This window comes from Bacillus cereus group sp. BfR-BA-01311 (genome assembly GCF_022664295.1).
GTDB classification, from domain to species: domain Bacteria; phylum Bacillota; class Bacilli; order Bacillales; family Bacillaceae_G; genus Bacillus_A; species Bacillus_A cereus.
Genome location: NZ_JAKUHC010000016.1, coordinates 21,381 through 38,894, shown reverse-complemented (window position 1 = coordinate 38,894; position 17,514 = coordinate 21,381). Strand labels below are relative to the sequence as shown.

Below are 17,514 nucleotides of genomic sequence, written 5' to 3'. Positions count from 1 at the left end.
AAACATAATATTTCAATTTTTAAGAGGGAAAATGCGGAATAAAAACCACTTCTAAACCTCTAGGAGATAGTGATACAATGTCAAATGGGGGGAGGGTATGAACTATGGTTAATCAACGTATAAAGGAAATAACACTAATTACAATTGGTTCATTATTATTCGCAATTGGTATTAATTACTTTGCAATTCCAAACCGTTTATCGGAAGGTGGAATTATTGGTTTAACGGTTGTTACGTACTACTTATTTGATTGGTCACCAGGAATTGTGAACTTTGCTATAAATGCAATTTTACTAGCTGTTGGTTATAAATTTTTTGATAAGAAAACAATGATTTATACAATTTTAGGGATTGTAGAAACATCTTTGTTTTTATACGTTACAGAACATATTGAGTATCATGTAAATAGTGATACATTATTAGCAGCTTTATTTGCTGGTTTATTTGTGGGAATTGGATTAGGTTGTATGTTCAAAGCCGGAGGTACATCGGGAGGATCAGCAATCTTAGCTCAGTTAGCAAATCAATATTTAGGTTGGAGTGTAGGTAAAGGCGTGCTAATTATTGATATTGTTGTAATTGCTGGTTCTGTATTTATAATAGGGCAAGAAAAGGCGATGTATACACTTGTGGCTGTGTTCATTGGAGCGAAGGTGATTGATTTCATTGTAGAAGGAATGGACACAAAAACGGCTGTTACGATTATTTCGAATCAACCAGATTTAATTCGTGAAGCTATTACGAAAAATATGACACGCGGTGTTACTGTATTAGAAGGGCGCGGCGGATATACTGGTAAAAATAAAGAAGTTTTATATGTTGTTATTAATAAACAAGAGCTTGTTAAGTTAAAACAAGTTATTAGCCGGGTAGATGAAGATGCTTTCGTTGTTATACATGATGTACGTGATGTACTTGGCGGTGGCTTTAAAGCAAGCTAAAAGGTGAACGAGCAAATTCGTTCACCTTTTTTAATTCTTACAAAAATGTAAGTGTAATGTAATGAGATTCAATAGTAGATTTTATTCCCCCTTTTTAAAATGGATGTATATATATCCTGCAGAGGAGGAATGTTTATTATGAAGAAAAAAATGATCACTACTATAATAGCGATGATAGTGATAGTAGTAATGTTACTGCCTACGAAACTTGGACCAGTTATCGATAAATATAATCCATTTTATAAGACGAAAGAATACTATACGGTTGTGAATACAATTGGTCAGCATATTGGTGATGAGTGGTATGAATATGAATTTATTGCATTCGATGAACGTGGTAGAGAGCAGAAAATAAAGAAAACGGTTAAGCATATGTTAAAGAGAGATGAAGCATTAAAGGTTTTTGCAAAAGGACGTTACGGTGAATCGATTGAAGAGATTGAGGTTGCAAATATTCCTATAAATGCGAAGAGCAAACTTTTAACGATGAGATAGTGAAATATACCCCCGGCTATTTTTTGTCGAAAATAAAAATACTGGGTAAGGGTATTTTTGAGATTAACAAAAAAGCCTTAGTCCATATAGACTAAGGCTTTTTTATTATATAAAGGGGAAGGGGGTACATTGTAGTAGCATGGGTGAAAGGTATAAGAAGAGTAGCTACTAGCAATGTAATTTGGTTATGTGAGTGTTCTTCTTATTTGGCTTACTTTCTAACTTTATTGTACGAAATATAAGTAAGGGGAACTATCGAATTACATTACACATAACTTACAAACATGTAAGCCTTCTGTAATGTAATTCGATAGTTAAAAGATAGTAATTTTCATATAGTGTAACTAGAAAGTCTCAATGTATTACTTTCTGTTTGTAATGAAGAATGAAAAACCAACTAATTTTTAATAATCCTCATCTGAATAAAGATGGGGATCCTTTTTTAAACCTTACAACATTGTAAGGTTTACGTAAGTTAATTCGATAGTAAATTTGTCATATTTTTTGCATAATAGATACAGATAGAAAAATAATTAGGGATCTAGTAAGAAGGGAGAAGAATGGGATGCGTAAAGAAGAAGTAGTGAAGTTACCAATTAAAGATTTCTGTAGCTACTTTACTGTTGCCGTAGTGTGTATTGGATTATTTGATATCATAACAAACTTAATTGTTAAATAATATAGATGCTAAAACAAGAAAGGAAGTCCTTTCTTGTTTTTTTTATGGGGGCATAAAGATGAAATGGATTGATAGTCATATACATGTTGATCAATATAAGGATGAAGAGAAGAGCAGATTGCTGAAAGAGGTGGAAAATAGTAAGGAAATAAAGGGGCTTATTACAGTATCTATGAATTATCAATCTTGTAAGGAAACGTTATCTTTAGCGAAGAAGTATCCCTTTATATATCCAGCGATAGGGTTTCATCCAGAGCAACAGATTCATAAAGAAGAGTGTGAACAGATTTATCAACTTATTGAACAGAACGCAGAGGAAATTGTTGCGATTGGTGAAGTAGGTTTGCCCTATTATTTGAGAAAAGAAGATGAAAGAATTGCTGCAGATCCATACATAGCTGTATTGAAAAAATTTATAGAACTAGCTAGTAAGTATAATTTGCCGATTGTATTACACGCAGTTTATGAAGATGCTGACATTGTATGTGATTTGCTAGAGAAATATAAAGTTTCACGTGCACACTTCCATTGGTTTAAAGGAAGCGATGAAACAATGAAACGGATGATGAGAAATGGTTATTATATTTCGATTACACCGGATGTTTTACATAAGGAGAAGATTAGAAAAATCGTTTCGTATTATCCGCTTGAATATATGATGGTAGAAACAGATGGTCCGTGGGAATTTCAAGAAGATGTTATAACGCACCCAAGAATGATTCGAGAGGTATTAAAGGAAATTAGTTCTATAAAAAACATATCCATTGATAAGGTCGCAGAAACAATATATGAAAATACAAGTCGATTTTATTTGAAAGGATAGGAGAATTATAGTTTTAATCATGTAACGGAAAAAGTAAAAGTTGAATTTATTTAATAAAATGCCACGGTTTGATATAGGACAAAAAACCACCAAGCGTTCCGCTCGGTGGTTTTGTATTAGGATTCTAATTTTTTCGCACGTTTTAATAATAAAAGAAAGACAATGATAACGAACCCTAGCATAAGGAAGAAGCCATATTGCTTTATATAATCAATTATGTCATTCGCACTGGTTGGTTTTTCAACGTGAATGCCGTCTTTATTCGTCGTAATATGAATATCTTTCATTTTTACTTCATTCTTTTCCTTTTGTAAATCAATCCATTCTATATTTGGAATACTTTCTAGATCCTTTAACACTTCTTTTAATGGTTTCGCACCTAAGTAAGGATGATAGAATGCACCAATAACTCCATCGGATAATTTAGAAACAGATAGAGCACGCTCTTTCATTTTAGCAGTAGTTTGTGGCGTATCTTCTTCAATAAATCCGACTGTTTCAGGTAATAGTTTCATTCCATGTAAAAATGATGGAGTACTTGTATAATATGGTGAGTGCATGGATTTCCAAGTTGTATCATTTAACTGTAGTTGTCCTACATAAGTTGAAAAGTACCTTGATAATATTTCATATCCTTTTTGAGACATCGTGTAATGAGGTGCTTCAAAGGCAACAGGATATAGTTTAGCATCTACAAGTTCTTGAATTCCTTTTTCGATATGATCTTTCGTATATTTTTCCTCGAATTCTTCCCCTTTTTTTACATATTGGTTATATGCCTCTATATTTGGAAAGTCATCTTTTGTCTTCGGTTTTTCATGCTTCGGTTGGCGAATTGGTTGATCTGTTTTTACATCCCAAAATTCAAAGCCTTCACCTGTTTCACTGTCATAAAATTGGTGAGTATAACCATGCATAATAATTGCTGCACCATCATCTTGCATAGAGCGTAAAAGATCAACTAGTTCTGGTTTATCTTTTAAATGTATTATCTTTCCTGTATCTGGATCTTTATATACCGGAATAACAGTAATCATGTAAGGCATCTTTTTCTCTTTTAGTAATTCAGCAATTTCTTTCAATTGATTTATATCTGCTGCGGGGTGAACATCCTCAAGGCGTAAATAAGCTTCAACTTTATTTTTCGTTGGTTTTTGGCTGAAATAAGAAAATAACATTTCACCGACGTAATGAGACATCCAGTCAAAGAGGTTAGGTGTTGCAACATAATAAGATGTTTCATGCTGAACGATTAGTGGGTTAGTGTTATTTGAGCTTAAGGCGTTAGCAAGCACAGTTCCATTCGTATCAAATGATTGAATTAATCGTTCCTCCTCTAAGGTATTTTTTAGCTTCTTGTCTGGATATTCAATTTTATTAACTCGTATATCATCACTATTCAAAGTAATGAAAGAAAAACGCTTAGATAATTGTTCAACATTTTGTCCTAATACTAATACAGGGCCGGAGAAGTTTTCTAGAAATTGTTTCGTTTCATCAGAAAACGCTTCTTTTGTTTCACCGATATAAACAATATGTGTATAGGAGGATACGTTATTAATTGAAGTTGCTTCTTTTAAGTTTTTTACGGTTATATCATTTGTAAAATGTCCTAATTGAGTATTAAGGATTTGGACATTATTTGAAAATTTATCGTCTTGTGTACTATACAAAACAAGTACTTTTGGTTTTGATGATGTTTGTGCAGAGGTGTAGGTAGGGATGAGTAGTAAAATGCTGAACAAGAGTGTTAGGCATTTTTTCATTTTGTATGCTCCTATTCTATATATAGAGTTCAATTTACAATTATATACAATAAATGCGTTATAGTCTATGAAAGTTACATTTTTGTACGTATTTACCAGCTGTTTTTTCACAAAATCGGTCTAAAGCATGATGATAATATGTATAGTTATTTGCTATGATAAAAGAGTAGTAGAATGTAGGTAATTGTAAAGGGAAGGCTGAAAGGGGACAAATTTCAGCGGAGAAAGAGGTAGAGGTAGTGAAGAAATTCTTTGTAGGATTTTTAGTTGTTCTTGGGATATATTTATATTTCCAAGGAAAGTCTGAAGGAATGGATAAGCTAGTGAATGGAACAAGCTATGTTGATTCAGAAGAAGCAAAACAGATGAAACAAATCATTATAGAGGAAGCGAAGAAAGTAAATCTTCCGGAATGGATACCTCTTGCAATTGCCGAGCATGAAAGTCGATTAAATCCAAGAAGTGTTGGAGATAATGGAACTTCATTCGGATTGTTTCAACTACACCGCGGCGGCGGGCTTGCACCAGAGCATTTAACTGATGATGAGCTGAAAGATCCACGTACAAATGCGCAAATTGCAATGCCGCATTTAATGAAAGGATATAAGCGTGGGGTGCAAAAAGGTTTGACTGATTTTGCATTACTGAAATATATAGCGAATACATCTGGATGGCCAGGGAATTTAGGGCCAGAGTGGACGGATAATAACATGAAGTATAACATCGGATTAGAAGATGTGTACTATCGAAATAAAGGTGTAATTAAAGAGTAGGTTTTCTATACCTACTCTGTTTTTTTATGAATAATTTCATCCTTTTCTTTCGTGAAATACTGCGTGAGTTGTATTTTCACCTCTTCTAGTTTTGTAGAAACTTGCGGTATTTTATATCCTACATACAATGGTGAAACGACAAATCTAGGTACAACTTTACAAATGATTTTTCCATTTAAGTAATAGAAGAATAAGTTATAACTACTGCATCCTTTATGGAAATCTGTCAGTATGTAACGTACAGTTTGCTGAATGTAATTTGCCATTTCATCTATATATGAAATGTTATCAATGATTATATTGAATTCAGTGAAGCCAATAATGGGACGCTCTGAAATATTAAGCTCAATGCATTCATTTTTTTGAACAATTAACCCTTGGAAATTTTCTTCTTCAATATTTTCAAGATAATCTACATATTTCATTCCGATAATTTGCATGTGTGCATGATGCAAACTTCCACCTGAAAATGGACCGTGATTTTTATATAAAATCACAGATGCGAACTCCTTGTTCTTCTGTAAGTGTAACCAATGTTGAATAGAAAATTGCATTAATTTTCTCATATGTTCTTCTGTATATGTTGCGATATGATCTTCGCAATTATCGGTTTCGATTAACACTGTTTGAAATGTATCTTGTAATGTAGGAAATTTATTTTTTAACCAAATAATAGAACCATCAGTTGCTAAAATATCCGTTAATTGTTCTTTATCGCAAAATGGACATGCAGCGCTTCTATTCCGAATACTTTCTGGTTTTTGTTTACCGATATCGTTTAAAAAATATAGTTGTTGTGTATCCATTTGTATATATGCCCCTTTAAAATATGTGTAAAAATCCCGCTTAATACATTCGGGAAAAGGAGAAGGAAATCCTCTAAAGGAATAGGGGAAAAATAAAAGACAAGATATCCTCATTACGATAGGGTACCTTGTCTTTTATTTTTTCTCTAATAGCGTGTATGGATAATATAGAACATTTTCATTATTTTTCTTTTTTATTGTGTATAAGGTAATTGCTGTGCTTGCAATTATAATAATGGCTTTCTTCATATTCATATACCCCTTTTTATTGTTGGTTTAATTCTTGGCTAACTGCTTTTGCATCGACTAAAGCGTGTAAAATCATTTTCACCATGTTCATCATATTTCTTCACTCCTTTTTATAGTTCATTTAGTTCTTTTACAACTGCTTGTCCGTTCACTAATACCTCAAAGATTGCTTTTACGATTTCTTTCATCATGTTTGTTTCCTCCTTTTGTTTGTCTCGCTTGTTTACATCTTTATTGTATAGGGAGGCATCTTTTCGTACTATCGCTTTCCATTACGTGAACATAACAGTTTTGTAAGATTTGATGTCACTTATTGAAATGTTTAGTCTATCTTCATTATTTTCAGAAAAATGACTATTCAAACATGAAATTGGAAAGTATAATAAAGAAGTAAGTATTAAATTCCGTACGAAAGGGGTGAATGAGATGAAACGTTCTTTAGCTGCACGTGCCAAATTTTTAGATTTTATCTATTTTTGTCGTGCGATTTTTCATGATGTAGTTGTTAACGGGATACGTATGCCCTTTTTTAACAATTGCATAGTGACTATTGAACGATAGAAATCTCTTCACCCATTTTTAATAAACGTGTGAAAAGGGAGCTATTTGGCTTCCTTTTTCTATGCCGAAAAACCATGGGGAATGTTTCTTTCTCATGGTTTTTTATATTGAAAGGAGTACGGAAAATGACTATTTGTAGTGTAAATAATGTAACGAAATCTTTTGGTGGAAACACCATATTTGAAAATATATCGCTTGAAATAAAGAATGGTGAACGTGTTGGATTAGTTGGTCGTAACGGTAGTGGGAAGACAACAATCTTTGGGCTTCTAACTGGAATGGAGAGTTTGGATGCAGGAGCCATTCATATGAAGAAAGGTACACGTATTGGTCATGTCGCACAAATTCCGAAGTTTGATGAGGTTATGACTGTATATGATGTATTGAGTTCTGCTTTTAAAGTAGAAAAGGAATTAGAAAAAGAAATGCATGCTTTAGAAAAAAATATGGCGGTGGAACAGGAACAATCTGCTTTGGAAAAGCTAATGGAGAGGTACGGAGTCATTCAAGAAAAATTTGCATTTCTCGGTGGTTATGAAATCGAGGCAAATATAATGAAGGTAGCAAATGGCTTACAAGTGACAGACTTATTTTCAAGAGTATTTACGGAATTAAGTGGAGGAGAACAGACGAAAGTAAGCCTTGCATATATGCTATTGCAGAAACCAGATTTACTTCTATTAGATGAACCAACAAATCATTTAGATTTATTTGCAGTTGAATGGTTAGAGCAATTTTTAAAAGAATACACTGGAACAGTTATAGTTATTTCACATGATCGCTATTTCCTTGATGAAGTTGTAACGAAAATTTTTGATTTGGAAGATGGAGAGATTCACGTGTACCATACGAATTATTCTCAGTTCGTTGAGGAGAAGGAAGAAAGATTACTTCAAGAGTTTCAAGCTTATCAGGAGCAGCAAAAGAAAATAAAGAAAATGAAAGAAGCAATTAAGCGTCTACGTGAATGGGCAAATCAAGCGAACCCTCCGAATGAAGGATTGCATAAAAGAGCGAGAAATATGGAACGTGCGTTAGAACGTATAGAGAAATTAAAGAGGCCAATTTTAGAACGAAAACAGATGGGTCTTCAGTTTGAAGGGCAAGAGAGAAGCGGGAAAGATGTTGTTGTAATGAAAGAAGTGAGTAAAGGTTTTGCTGGACGACCTTTATTTGAACAAGCGAATTTACATGTTCGTTTTCAAGAGCGTGCGGCTATCGTTGGTCGTAATGGTACAGGAAAGACTACATTATTAAAACTACTATTAGAAGAAATAAATCCAGACGTTGGTGAAATTCGAATTGGTAGTAGTGTCAAAATTGGTTATTTATCACAGCATACGTATGGAAATGTGAAGAGTAATGTATTGGAAGCGTTTAGAGAGTATGTAGCTGTAACAGAAGGAGAAGCAAGACATATATTGGCTAAGTTTTTATTTTATGGTCCAGCAGTATTTAAGAAAGTAACGCAACTGAGCGGTGGAGAAAAAATGAGGTTAAGACTTGCGCAACTTATGTATCAAGACATCAATTTTCTAATTCTAGATGAGCCGACAAACCATCTTGATATTGAATCAAGGGAAGTTTTAGAGGAAGCCCTTGAGCAATATAATGGAACAATCCTAGCTGTTTCACATGATCGTTATTTTTTAAATAAGTTATTTGAAAAGACGTACTGGATTGATGAATGTAAATTATTTGAGTTTGCAGGAAACTATGCATGGGCTCGTCAAAAATGGGAAGAAAAGCTTGGGAAGCAAGTAATAAAGCAAAAACGCCAAGGGAGAAAGAGTGTTGAAATGGTTCCAGTAAAAGAGAAAAAAGCTAGGAATCTTGAAGAGATTGAAAATGAGTTAATGCATGTAGAAGAAGATATATATGCAATAGAATGTGAAATGGAACATGTAGCTGATGTTGAAAGACTTAAAAAATTATATGAGGAAAAAACGAAGAAAGAGTTGTTACGAGCGAAGTTATATAGTGATTTAGAGAATATTGTGGAGTAAAGAGTAGAAAGCCACTTCCTTTCAGTTTTGTTGGAGGAAGTTGCTTTTTTCATAATGATATTTTGCTTTAAAGATTAAATGGAGCGGTGTGTTTCACGTGAAACAGTAACTTAGATAAATCCGTGTTCCTCAATTTGCATAGTTTGTGAAACATATTAAAATGATAAGGTGAAAAAGAAATGTCATTAGTGGCTTTTCGATAGGAGTAATTACAAAAACAAAGGCTAATTATTTCCCGAGAGATAAAGTGAGGGCTTTTACGGGCAGCCCGACCCCGACCTAACTTCTTTTGCTTTCGCTGAATTTTGAGGTGGGGTTCTTACTGCCCGGCAAATAGCGGGATAAATATGTATAAAAGAGACTAGTGAATGAAAACGAAAAGAGAGCAAAGTTACAGCTTTACCCGCTGAACTCTGCTCTCTTTTTGCGTGGCATCTTCTCTCGTTGAAATTATAATAGCGATTCCGAGCATGATAAAAAAAGCTAAAAAGAGGACGAACTTTGGGAAGAACGGGAATAGTAATAGCGCTCCGACTATCATAATTGTTAATAATACGTAGTGCAGGACGTATTGGAATAGGTTGTCCATATTTTCGCCCCCTTTTTGGTAATTGGTTATTAGTATTCTATGTTTCATGTTGAAGGAATAGAAGTAGATTTTTAAGTTTTTTAATACGAATTATAGCTGAGTTTTCTTAAAGTATAAATGTAGAGTGATAATTTTGGAAAAATTCTAAAAATATTTATTTAGAAAGAATTGACAAAACATAATGAACGATATAAGCTAATAACCATAAAGTCTACCGGAAAGGTCGGAATAAGATTGTTACCCCTCAAAAACATCTATTTTTTTACAATTAAAACCGACTTTTCCGATTGGCTATAAATGTTGCTGTGGGAGGCATACATAAGGTAATTCGTTCAGAGGGTATAATCATAAAAAGTTAGGGTGGGGACAATGAAGAAAAAGACAAAAAAATGGGCTGGTGTATTTTCGGTATTAATGAGTAGTTCGCTTGTGTTGTCTGCTTGTGGGGGACAGGAGGACGCGGCTTCTACAGAGCCGGTTAAACAGCAGGATTTAAAAAATGTGAAAATTGAAAAGATCGCTGCGACAGATAAAACGAAAGTGCCAGACAAAGCGAAGAATAGAAAAGATACGTTAGTAGTTGGTATTAGTAAGCCAGGCGGCGTATTTTTGCCATACTTCCAACAAAATGGTTGGGATGGAAACGTAACTTCAGTTATTTTTGCATCTCTCGTATCAACCGATAAACAAGGGAAACCAATTCCAGAATTAGCTGAGAAGTGGGACGTTTCTTCTGATCAGTTAACATATACATTCCATTTACGTAAAGATTTGAAATTTAGTGATGGATCGCCATTAACGGCGGATGATGTAGCTTTCACATTGACGCTTTTACATGATAAGGCATATGAAGGTGAAGTAGATATCTCTCAATATGCGGTTAAAGGTGGTAAAGAATATAAGGAAGGAAAAGCAACTTCAATTGAAGGTATTCAAGTTGTTGATCCACAAACAATTAAAATTACAACTGAAAAAGTGAATTCACAAGCTATATTTGTTTTAGGAGGTACAGTACTATCAAAAGCTTATTATGGAAAAGATTATAAGCAAAATACAAGCTTAGATTACTTAAAAGATTTATATGGAAAGCCATTAGCTGCGGGTCCATATAAATTTGAAAAGTATATTCCAGGTCAAGAAGTTCGTTTTGTAGCAAACGAAAATTATTATGCGGGTAAACCAAAAATTCAAAACTTCATTTATAAAATTACTTCTGGTGATACGAAGCTTCAGTTATTCCAAACAGGAGAAGTTGACCATACTGGCTTAGGTACTGGTGATGAGGTTCTTGAACAGGCTAAGGCTTTAGAATTCGCCAATATCCAAATCGAAACAGCACCGTCATTTAGTTATATTTATATGAATAATAATAAGCCTTACTTAAAGGATAAAAAGGTTCGCCAAGCACTTATTTACGGATTAGACCGCAAAAAATATGTTGATACAGCGTTAAAAGGATACGGTACAGTAGCCAATGTACCAATTCATCCAACTTCTTGGGCTTATACGGAAGAAGGAGTTAATAAATACGAATACGATAAAGAAAAAGCGAAAAAATTATTAGATGAAGCAGGGTGGAAAGTTGGTTCGGATGGAATTCGTGAAAAAGATGGTCAAAAATTAAAACTTTCTTATTTCGGTCCAAGTTCGGCTAAAGATAGTGATTTATTAATTCCGATTGCGAAAGAGAATTATAAAGAAATAGGTGTAGAGTTTAATCCTGAATTTATGGACTTTAATACGATGCTTTCTAAGGTAAACAAAGGGGATTATGATTTAGCTTCTGTTTCGACACCGATTACAAGTGATCCGAGTGAAACAGCTGGTGAATATTTGTCTACTGCAAATGAAACTAGTCTTGGTTATAAGAATGCAAAAGTAGATGAGCTAATTCAAAAAGGTATTGAAACTGTAGATATCGAAAAGCGTAAACCTATTTATAAAGAATTGTATAAAGAATTAAGTGATGATCCACCAGTAATTCTATTAAACTACCGTAGAACAATTACTGGTTATAACGGGAATATAAAAGGAATTGATCCTGAAAAGTACAACAGTATTAGTGCAAACTTACCAGTATTATCATTTGAAAAATAACGATAAGAATGTATAAGTAGAAGACATTTTTTCATTCGGTTAGTAATGTGCCGCTTTGAAAAAATGTTCTTCTATTTTAAGCATAAGATTGGAGAGAAAAAGGGTGAAAACATATATTGTTCGTAGGTTGTTACAAATGATTCCTACACTGCTTGGTACATCAATTATTATCTTCGTCCTGTTCGCACTTCTTCCTGGGGATTATATTGATTCAAACCCGAAAATTACACCGGAAAGAGCAGCTGAACTGAGGGAGTTATATGGGTTGAACAAACCAATTGTTGAGCGTTATTTTCATTGGTTAGGTAATGCATTGCAAGGGGACTTTGGCTTCTCGCTTCAATATCAAGAGCCTGTAACGTCATTATTAAATAAATTTATTTGGAATTCTTTTAGTGTAGCAATTATTGCATTGTTTTTTATTTGGCTAATTGCACTTATTATCGGTGTATTCTCGGCGACGAAGCAACATTCTTTATTCGATAAACTTGTAACAATCGGTGTTTTTGCAGCAATGTCATTCCCTTCATTCTTTATCGGTTTGTTTTTAATTAAGGTGTTTGCGGTTGACTTTAAGTTATTACCGATAGGTGGAATGATTGATGTTGGCAGTAATTCAACAGGATTTGCTTACGTGATAGAAGTTGCAAAACATATGATTTTACCAGTATTTATTTTGACACTTCTTGGGGTCGGCTCGCTAACTCGTTATTTTAGAACAAGTATGTTAGAGGTTGTAAGACAAGATTACATACGAACAGCAAGAGCGAAAGGTTTGAAGGAGAAGACGGTTATTTATAAGCATGCATTAAAAAATGCAATTTTACCGGCAATTACGTTATTAGCATTTGAATTACCTGGATTGTTTTCTGGGGCAATTATTATTGAACAAATTTTTAACTGGCCAGGGATTGGTAATATTCAATTAGAAGCATTAAATTTCCGTGACTATACAGTATTGATGGCATTTACGATGTTTCTTTCTTGTTTAACAATCGTTTCAAACTTTTTAGCAGATATCGTATATGCAGTTGTTGATCCAAGAATTCGGTTGAAGTAAGGGGGGAAAGAAATGGAGACTGTTACAGTAATTACAGAAAAAAAAGAAAAAAAGAGAAGAAATGAATCATCACCATGGCGACAAGCTTTTAAAAAGATAAAGAAAAATAAGATGGCACTTGTAGGGTTTTATGCATTAATTTTTATGTTTTTATTTTGTTTTATCGGTCCGTTCTTTTCTCCATATGCATCAGGAAAAATACAAGTTGCGCTCATTAACAAACCACCTAGTTTTTCTCATTGGCTTGGTACAGATCAATTAGGAAGAGATATTTTAACAAGGCTTATGCAAGCGGGACGTATTTCATTAACCATTGGTTTAGCTTCAATGGTTTTATCGGTTATACTTGGAGCTTTATTAGGAGCGATTGCAGGTTTTTATCGTGGTATTGTGGACAATATTATTATGCGACTTGCAGATATTTTAATGTCGATACCAGGATTACCGTTACTTATTATAATGGGTGCGATTTTATCAGAGTGGAAAGTACCGTCTGATTATCGTTTGTATGTCATTATGATTATTTTAAGTTTAGTAGGTTGGCCAGGGCTTGCACGCCTTGTAAGAGGGCAAATTTTATCACTTAGGGAGCAAGCATTTATGCAAGCTGCGGATGTGTTAGGAATAAAAGATTACCGGAAAATTATATATCACTTAATACCTAATGTTTTACCCATTTTAATTGTCGTATCTACATTAGGTGTTGCAGGTTCTATTTTGGGAGAATCCGCACTAAGTTACTTAGGTCTCGGAGTCGTTCCACCTACACCATCATGGGGGAACATGATTAGCGCAGCTAACTCATTAATCGATTTCCAAAAGCGTCCATGGTTATGGATTCCGCCTGGTTTTGCAATCTTTATAACAGTTGTATCAATTAATTTACTTGGTGATGCACTTCGTGATGCATTAGATCCAAAGATGAGACGGTAGGTGAGGAGATATGAGTAAAGCGGTAGTAGAGCTGAAAGATTTACAAACATACTTTCAGACAGAAGAAGGGACAGTAAAAGCTGTGAATCATGTTAGTTTTTCTGTTCGAGAAGGTGAAACTGTTTGTGTTGTAGGTGAATCTGGTTGCGGAAAAAGTGTAACGGCGTTATCTATTATGGGACTTATTGCTGAATCAGGCAGTGTAGTAGGTGGAGATATTTTATATGAAGGAAAAAGTCTTTTAGGAATGAAAGAGAAAGAGCTTCGTAGTTTACGAGGAAATGATATTGCGATGATTTTCCAAGAACCGATGACATCGCTAAACCCCGTCTTCACTGTAGGAGAGCAAATTGTAGAAACGTTAAGGGAGCATGAATTACTTAGTAAAAATGAAGCATATAAGAAGGCAATTGAGTTAATTCGTAAAGTTGGCATAGCCCGCGCTGATGAAATCGTCCATTCTTATCCGCATGAACTGAGCGGTGGGATGTTACAACGTATTATGATTGCTGTTGCACTTAGTTGTAATCCTAAGTTATTAATTGCGGATGAACCAACAACAGCTCTTGATGTTACCATTCAGGCTCAAATATTGGATCTACTAAGACAAGTGAAAGAAGAATTTAAAACGTCGATTTTATTAATTACACATGACTTAGGTGTCGTAGCGGAAATGGCTGATTATGTTGTCGTTATGTATGGCGGGAAAGTTATTGAAGAAGCCCCAGTACTAGAGATATTCCAAAATCCAAAACATCCTTATACGAAAGGATTATTGAAATCAAAACCAGTAATGGGAAAACGAATAGATAAACTATATTCTATTCCAGGGCAAGTTCCGAATTTAGTTGGTTTAGGTGAGTTTTGCTACTTTAGTGGGCGTTGTGAGCATTGTATGGAAATATGTGAAAAAGAAGCCCCAAATCTAAATGTAAATGATGAAAATCATAAAGTAGCTTGCTGGCTATATGAGGAGCGTGCGGAACAATGAGTGAACCATTATTAGAGGTGAAAAATCTAAAGACATATTTTCCAATTAAGGGTGGCGTATTTAGTAGAACAATTGGGCATGTAAAAGCGGTTGATGGAGTAAGTTTTACTATTAATAAAGGTGAAGTGTTTGGTCTCGTTGGCGAATCAGGGAGCGGAAAAACAACAATAGGAAAAACAATTTTACGCCTCGTTCAAAAAACGGAGGGAGAAGTGAAGTTTAAAGGGAAAGATGTTCATTCTTTATCCAAGGATGAATTAAGAAAACATCGCCCTAATATGCAGCTCGTTTTCCAAGATCCATTTAGCTCATTAAATCCGAGAATGAGAATTGGAGAAGCGCTTGGAGAGCCAATGTTGGCCCACGGATTAGCGACGAAAGAAAATGTTCGTGAAAAGGTAATTGAAGTATTGGAGTTATGTGGGTTAGCTCCTTATCATATTGACCGGTATCCCCATGAGTTTTCTGGTGGACAACGTCAACGTATCGTAATCGCAAGAGCTATGGTATTAAATCCGGAATTTATTGTAGCTGATGAACCTGTGGCGGCACTAGATGTATCTATCCAAGCACAAATTATTAATTTATTTAGTGAGTTACAAGAGAAAAAGGGATTATCTTATTTATTCATTTCGCATGATTTAAGTGTAGTAGAACATTTATGTACGAAAATCGGAATTATGTATTTAGGTACGATTGTGGAGACAGCACCGCGTGATGAGTTATTTACCAATCCGCTACATCCTTATACGAAAGCATTGTTATCAGCTGTTCCAATACCAGATCCAACAGTGAAGCGAGAGCGAATTATACTAGAAGGGGATATTCCAAGTCCAGCAAATCCACCTTCGGGCTGTCGTTTTCATACACGTTGCCCATTTGCAACGGATGTTTGTAAAAAAATAGTACCAGAATTCCGTAATATTGGTGCAGAGCATTTTGTTGCTTGTCATCACGTATAAAAAAGGACTCTTTCAAATTGAAAGAGTCCTTTTTTTATTTAATAGATGAAGTTTGTTTCAATACAAATTGCTCGATTGCGTGAGCAACACCATGTTCATTGTTTGTTAGTGTTACAACATCACATAGCTTTTTTACATCTTCTTCAGCGTTGCCCATTGCAACAGATAAGCCTGCTACTTCTAACATCGGTACATCATTAAAATTATCACCAATAGCAACTGTATCTTCAATAGGGATATTAAAATGAGCTGCCATCTGCTGTATCCCGTTTCCTTTATGTCCATTCTTATCCATAATTTCTAAGTTAGTAGGAGCCGATGCTGTAACCATAATATCAGCATCTTCTTGTAATATACTTAATAGTTGTGCGCGATGCGCTGCATTAAACGTTAAAATGAAGAATTTAGATATTTCTAGTTCTTGGTTATTTACAACATCTTCTATTTTTTTGAAATCAGTAATTAGGTTCGATTTCTTTTGCTTTTCTGTAATTCGTTCAAGTTCCTCTAATGTAACATCAAGCGCATGCTTATTTTCTTCGAATGCTTGCATCACTTGATCTTGCCATGTATATGGAGAATAAACTCCTTTATTCGTATATAGCTTATATGGGAAACCTTCAGATTCTAGTAATTTTGCAAGTTTGTACACTTTGTCGTTTTGTATACAACGCGAGTTAATTACTTTTCCATCCACATAAACAATAGCCCCATTGCTTGCTCCGACTGGAAGAGATAATTTATATTCTTCCAATAGCTTTAAAGCATCCTCTTTCGCACGACCAGAACAGATCATTACAATATGACCAGCTTCTTGTGCAGTTTGGATTGCTTGTAGGTTTTCTTTGGAGATTTCAAGATTAGATGATAGTAGTGTACCATCCATATCTAATGCGATTAATTTCAAAATGACCACCTCTTTGTTTTTATTATACATAGTTATATAGAGGAAACATATAAACTTATCTTGGAAAGACGGTATTTTATCTCATATTAAAAGTAAGTAAAGATTAGATAGGTTTAGTGTCACTAAATAAACGATTTGTAACAAAAATAGAGAGGAATATGACTATATTTCACTTTATGACTGTAATGTTACACGAATGTTACAAACGTGAACTTAGTGAAAAACGCATTAAATAAAGGCTTTTGAGGATTATTATAAAAAAACGTAAAAAAAGTGTAATAAATTTTACGTAATTATATTGCAACGTAATAATAGTTATGTTACATTAATGTTACAAACGTTACGTTATCAAATTTAATGTAACGTTAACATAAAAACTATGAAATAAACATTTCTTAGAAATTACATATAGATAACTTATAAAAAGGGAGGATAAATGATATGAAAGAGCAAGTATTACAAGTAACAAAAGGTGATTTTGTAGGATCAGCAAGTGGAGCAGTAGTATTAACAGCGTTAATCGTATTTCTATCAAGCGTATTAGTATAATAGAAGCTTTGTAACAAAAGAAACAGAAGGGAGAATGAAAGATATGAAAGAGCAAGTATTACAAGTAACAAAAGGTGACTTCGTAGGATCAGCAAGTGGAGCAGTAGTATTAACAGCATTAATCGTATTTTTATCAAGCGTATTAGTATAATAGAAGCTTTGTAACAAAAGAAACAGAAGGGAGAATGAAAGATATGAAAGAGCAAGTATTACAAGTAACAAAAGGTGACTTCGTAGGATCAGCAAGTGGAGCAGTAGTATTAACAGCATTAATCGTATTTTTATCAAGTGTATTAGTATAATAGAAGTTTTAAATCAAACAAAAAA

At 34.1% G+C, this 17,514-nt stretch carries 19 protein-coding genes; 14 read left to right on the top strand and 5 right to left on the bottom strand.

What is annotated here, in order from left to right:
- The first annotated feature begins 104 nt into the window (after positions 1-104).
- The 3 genes from MR136_RS24495 (at position 105) to MR136_RS24485 (ending at position 2,938) form a co-directional block, all read left to right on the top strand.
- A complete protein-coding gene (locus MR136_RS24495; protein ID WP_000248045.1) occupies positions 105-941 on the top strand; it encodes a YitT family protein in 837 nt (278 codons plus the stop codon).
- Between the two features lie 138 nt (positions 942-1,079).
- Positions 1,080-1,436 carry a YxeA family protein gene (locus tag MR136_RS24490; RefSeq protein ID WP_000728422.1) on the top strand — a complete coding sequence of 119 codons (357 nt, stop codon included), beginning with the start codon at positions 1,080-1,082 and terminating at the stop codon, positions 1,434-1,436.
- Between the two features lie 737 nt (positions 1,437-2,173).
- Positions 2,174-2,938 carry a TatD family hydrolase gene (locus MR136_RS24485; RefSeq protein ID WP_017674457.1) on the top strand — a complete coding sequence of 255 codons (765 nt, stop codon included), beginning with the start codon at positions 2,174-2,176 and terminating at the stop codon, positions 2,936-2,938.
- Positions 2,939-3,054: 116 nt separating this feature from the next.
- On the opposite strand, the gene MR136_RS24480 is transcribed toward MR136_RS24485, so the two are convergent.
- Positions 3,055-4,704 carry a DUF2334 domain-containing protein gene (locus MR136_RS24480; protein ID WP_000710597.1) on the bottom strand — a complete coding sequence of 550 codons (1,650 nt, stop codon included), beginning with the start codon at positions 4,702-4,704 and terminating at the stop codon, positions 3,055-3,057.
- A gap of 239 nt (positions 4,705-4,943) precedes the next feature.
- On the opposite strand from MR136_RS24480, the gene MR136_RS24475 reads away from it, so the two are divergent.
- A complete protein-coding gene (locus MR136_RS24475) occupies positions 4,944-5,477 on the top strand; it encodes a transglycosylase SLT domain-containing protein (RefSeq protein WP_017674458.1) in 534 nt (177 codons plus the stop codon).
- A gap of 11 nt (positions 5,478-5,488) precedes the next feature.
- Here MR136_RS24475 and MR136_RS24470 read toward each other — a convergent pair whose 3' ends face one another.
- The gene (locus MR136_RS24470) at positions 5,489-6,283 is read right to left on the bottom strand and encodes a DUF4931 domain-containing protein (RefSeq protein WP_000381026.1); all 795 of its coding nucleotides are present in this window, start codon (positions 6,281-6,283) and stop codon (positions 5,489-5,491) included.
- Positions 6,284-6,418: 135 nt separating this feature from the next.
- The gene (locus MR136_RS24465; RefSeq protein WP_031312430.1) at positions 6,419-6,538 is read right to left on the bottom strand and encodes a hypothetical protein; all 120 of its coding nucleotides are present in this window, start codon (positions 6,536-6,538) and stop codon (positions 6,419-6,421) included.
- Between the two features lie 420 nt (positions 6,539-6,958).
- On the opposite strand from MR136_RS24465, the gene MR136_RS28505 reads away from it, so the two are divergent.
- Positions 6,959-7,093, top strand: coding sequence for an RAxF-45 family protein (locus MR136_RS28505; protein WP_000830643.1), 135 nt, complete (start codon positions 6,959-6,961; stop codon positions 7,091-7,093).
- A gap of 74 nt (positions 7,094-7,167) precedes the next feature.
- Positions 7,168-9,099, top strand: a complete 1,932-nt coding sequence (abc-f, locus tag MR136_RS24455) for a ribosomal protection-like ABC-F family protein (protein ID WP_128809342.1) — start codon at positions 7,168-7,170, stop codon at positions 9,097-9,099.
- Between the two features lie 391 nt (positions 9,100-9,490).
- On the opposite strand, the gene MR136_RS24450 is transcribed toward abc-f, so the two are convergent.
- Entirely contained in the window at positions 9,491-9,688 is a 198-nt protein-coding gene (locus MR136_RS24450; RefSeq protein WP_000369254.1) for a hypothetical protein, read from the bottom strand.
- Between the two features lie 369 nt (positions 9,689-10,057).
- On the opposite strand from MR136_RS24450, the gene MR136_RS24445 reads away from it, so the two are divergent.
- The 5 genes from MR136_RS24445 (at position 10,058) to MR136_RS24425 (ending at position 15,731) form a co-directional block, all read left to right on the top strand.
- Positions 10,058-11,785, top strand: a complete 1,728-nt coding sequence (locus MR136_RS24445) for an ABC transporter substrate-binding protein (RefSeq protein ID WP_000730692.1) — start codon at positions 10,058-10,060, stop codon at positions 11,783-11,785.
- 103 nt (positions 11,786-11,888) lie between these two features.
- Positions 11,889-12,845, top strand: coding sequence for an ABC transporter permease (locus MR136_RS24440; protein WP_000860748.1), 957 nt, complete (start codon positions 11,889-11,891; stop codon positions 12,843-12,845).
- A gap of 12 nt (positions 12,846-12,857) precedes the next feature.
- Positions 12,858-13,778: an oligopeptide ABC transporter permease gene (gene opp4C / locus MR136_RS24435; protein ID WP_078420866.1), complete on the top strand. Its 921-nt coding sequence runs from the start codon at positions 12,858-12,860 to the stop codon at positions 13,776-13,778.
- Positions 13,779-13,788: 10 nt separating this feature from the next.
- The gene (locus MR136_RS24430; protein WP_000030800.1) at positions 13,789-14,769 is read left to right on the top strand and encodes an ABC transporter ATP-binding protein; all 981 of its coding nucleotides are present in this window, start codon (positions 13,789-13,791) and stop codon (positions 14,767-14,769) included.
- On the top strand, positions 14,766-15,731 hold the full coding sequence (locus MR136_RS24425) for an ABC transporter ATP-binding protein (protein WP_017674463.1): 966 nt from the start codon (positions 14,766-14,768) through the stop codon (positions 15,729-15,731). The genes MR136_RS24430 and MR136_RS24425 overlap by 4 nt, the downstream gene beginning before the upstream one ends.
- A 34-nt stretch (positions 15,732-15,765) precedes the next feature.
- On the opposite strand, the gene MR136_RS24420 is transcribed toward MR136_RS24425, so the two are convergent.
- On the bottom strand, positions 15,766-16,638 hold the full coding sequence (locus tag MR136_RS24420; protein WP_000766420.1) for a Cof-type HAD-IIB family hydrolase: 873 nt from the start codon (positions 16,636-16,638) through the stop codon (positions 15,766-15,768).
- A gap of 441 nt (positions 16,639-17,079) precedes the next feature.
- On the opposite strand from MR136_RS24420, the gene MR136_RS24415 reads away from it, so the two are divergent.
- Genes MR136_RS24415 through MR136_RS24405 form a run of 3 tightly spaced genes read left to right on the top strand, consistent with a single transcriptional unit; the run spans position 17,080 to position 17,489 of the window.
- Positions 17,080-17,187, top strand: a complete 108-nt coding sequence (locus MR136_RS24415; RefSeq protein WP_000664237.1) for a DUF3948 family protein — start codon at positions 17,080-17,082, stop codon at positions 17,185-17,187.
- Between the two features lie 34 nt (positions 17,188-17,221).
- Positions 17,222-17,338, top strand: coding sequence for a DUF3948 family protein (locus MR136_RS24410; protein WP_000654250.1), 117 nt, complete (start codon positions 17,222-17,224; stop codon positions 17,336-17,338).
- 43 nt (positions 17,339-17,381) lie between these two features.
- Positions 17,382-17,489, top strand: coding sequence for a DUF3948 family protein (locus MR136_RS24405; RefSeq protein ID WP_000664237.1), 108 nt, complete (start codon positions 17,382-17,384; stop codon positions 17,487-17,489).
- Positions 17,490-17,514 lie beyond the last annotated feature (25 nt).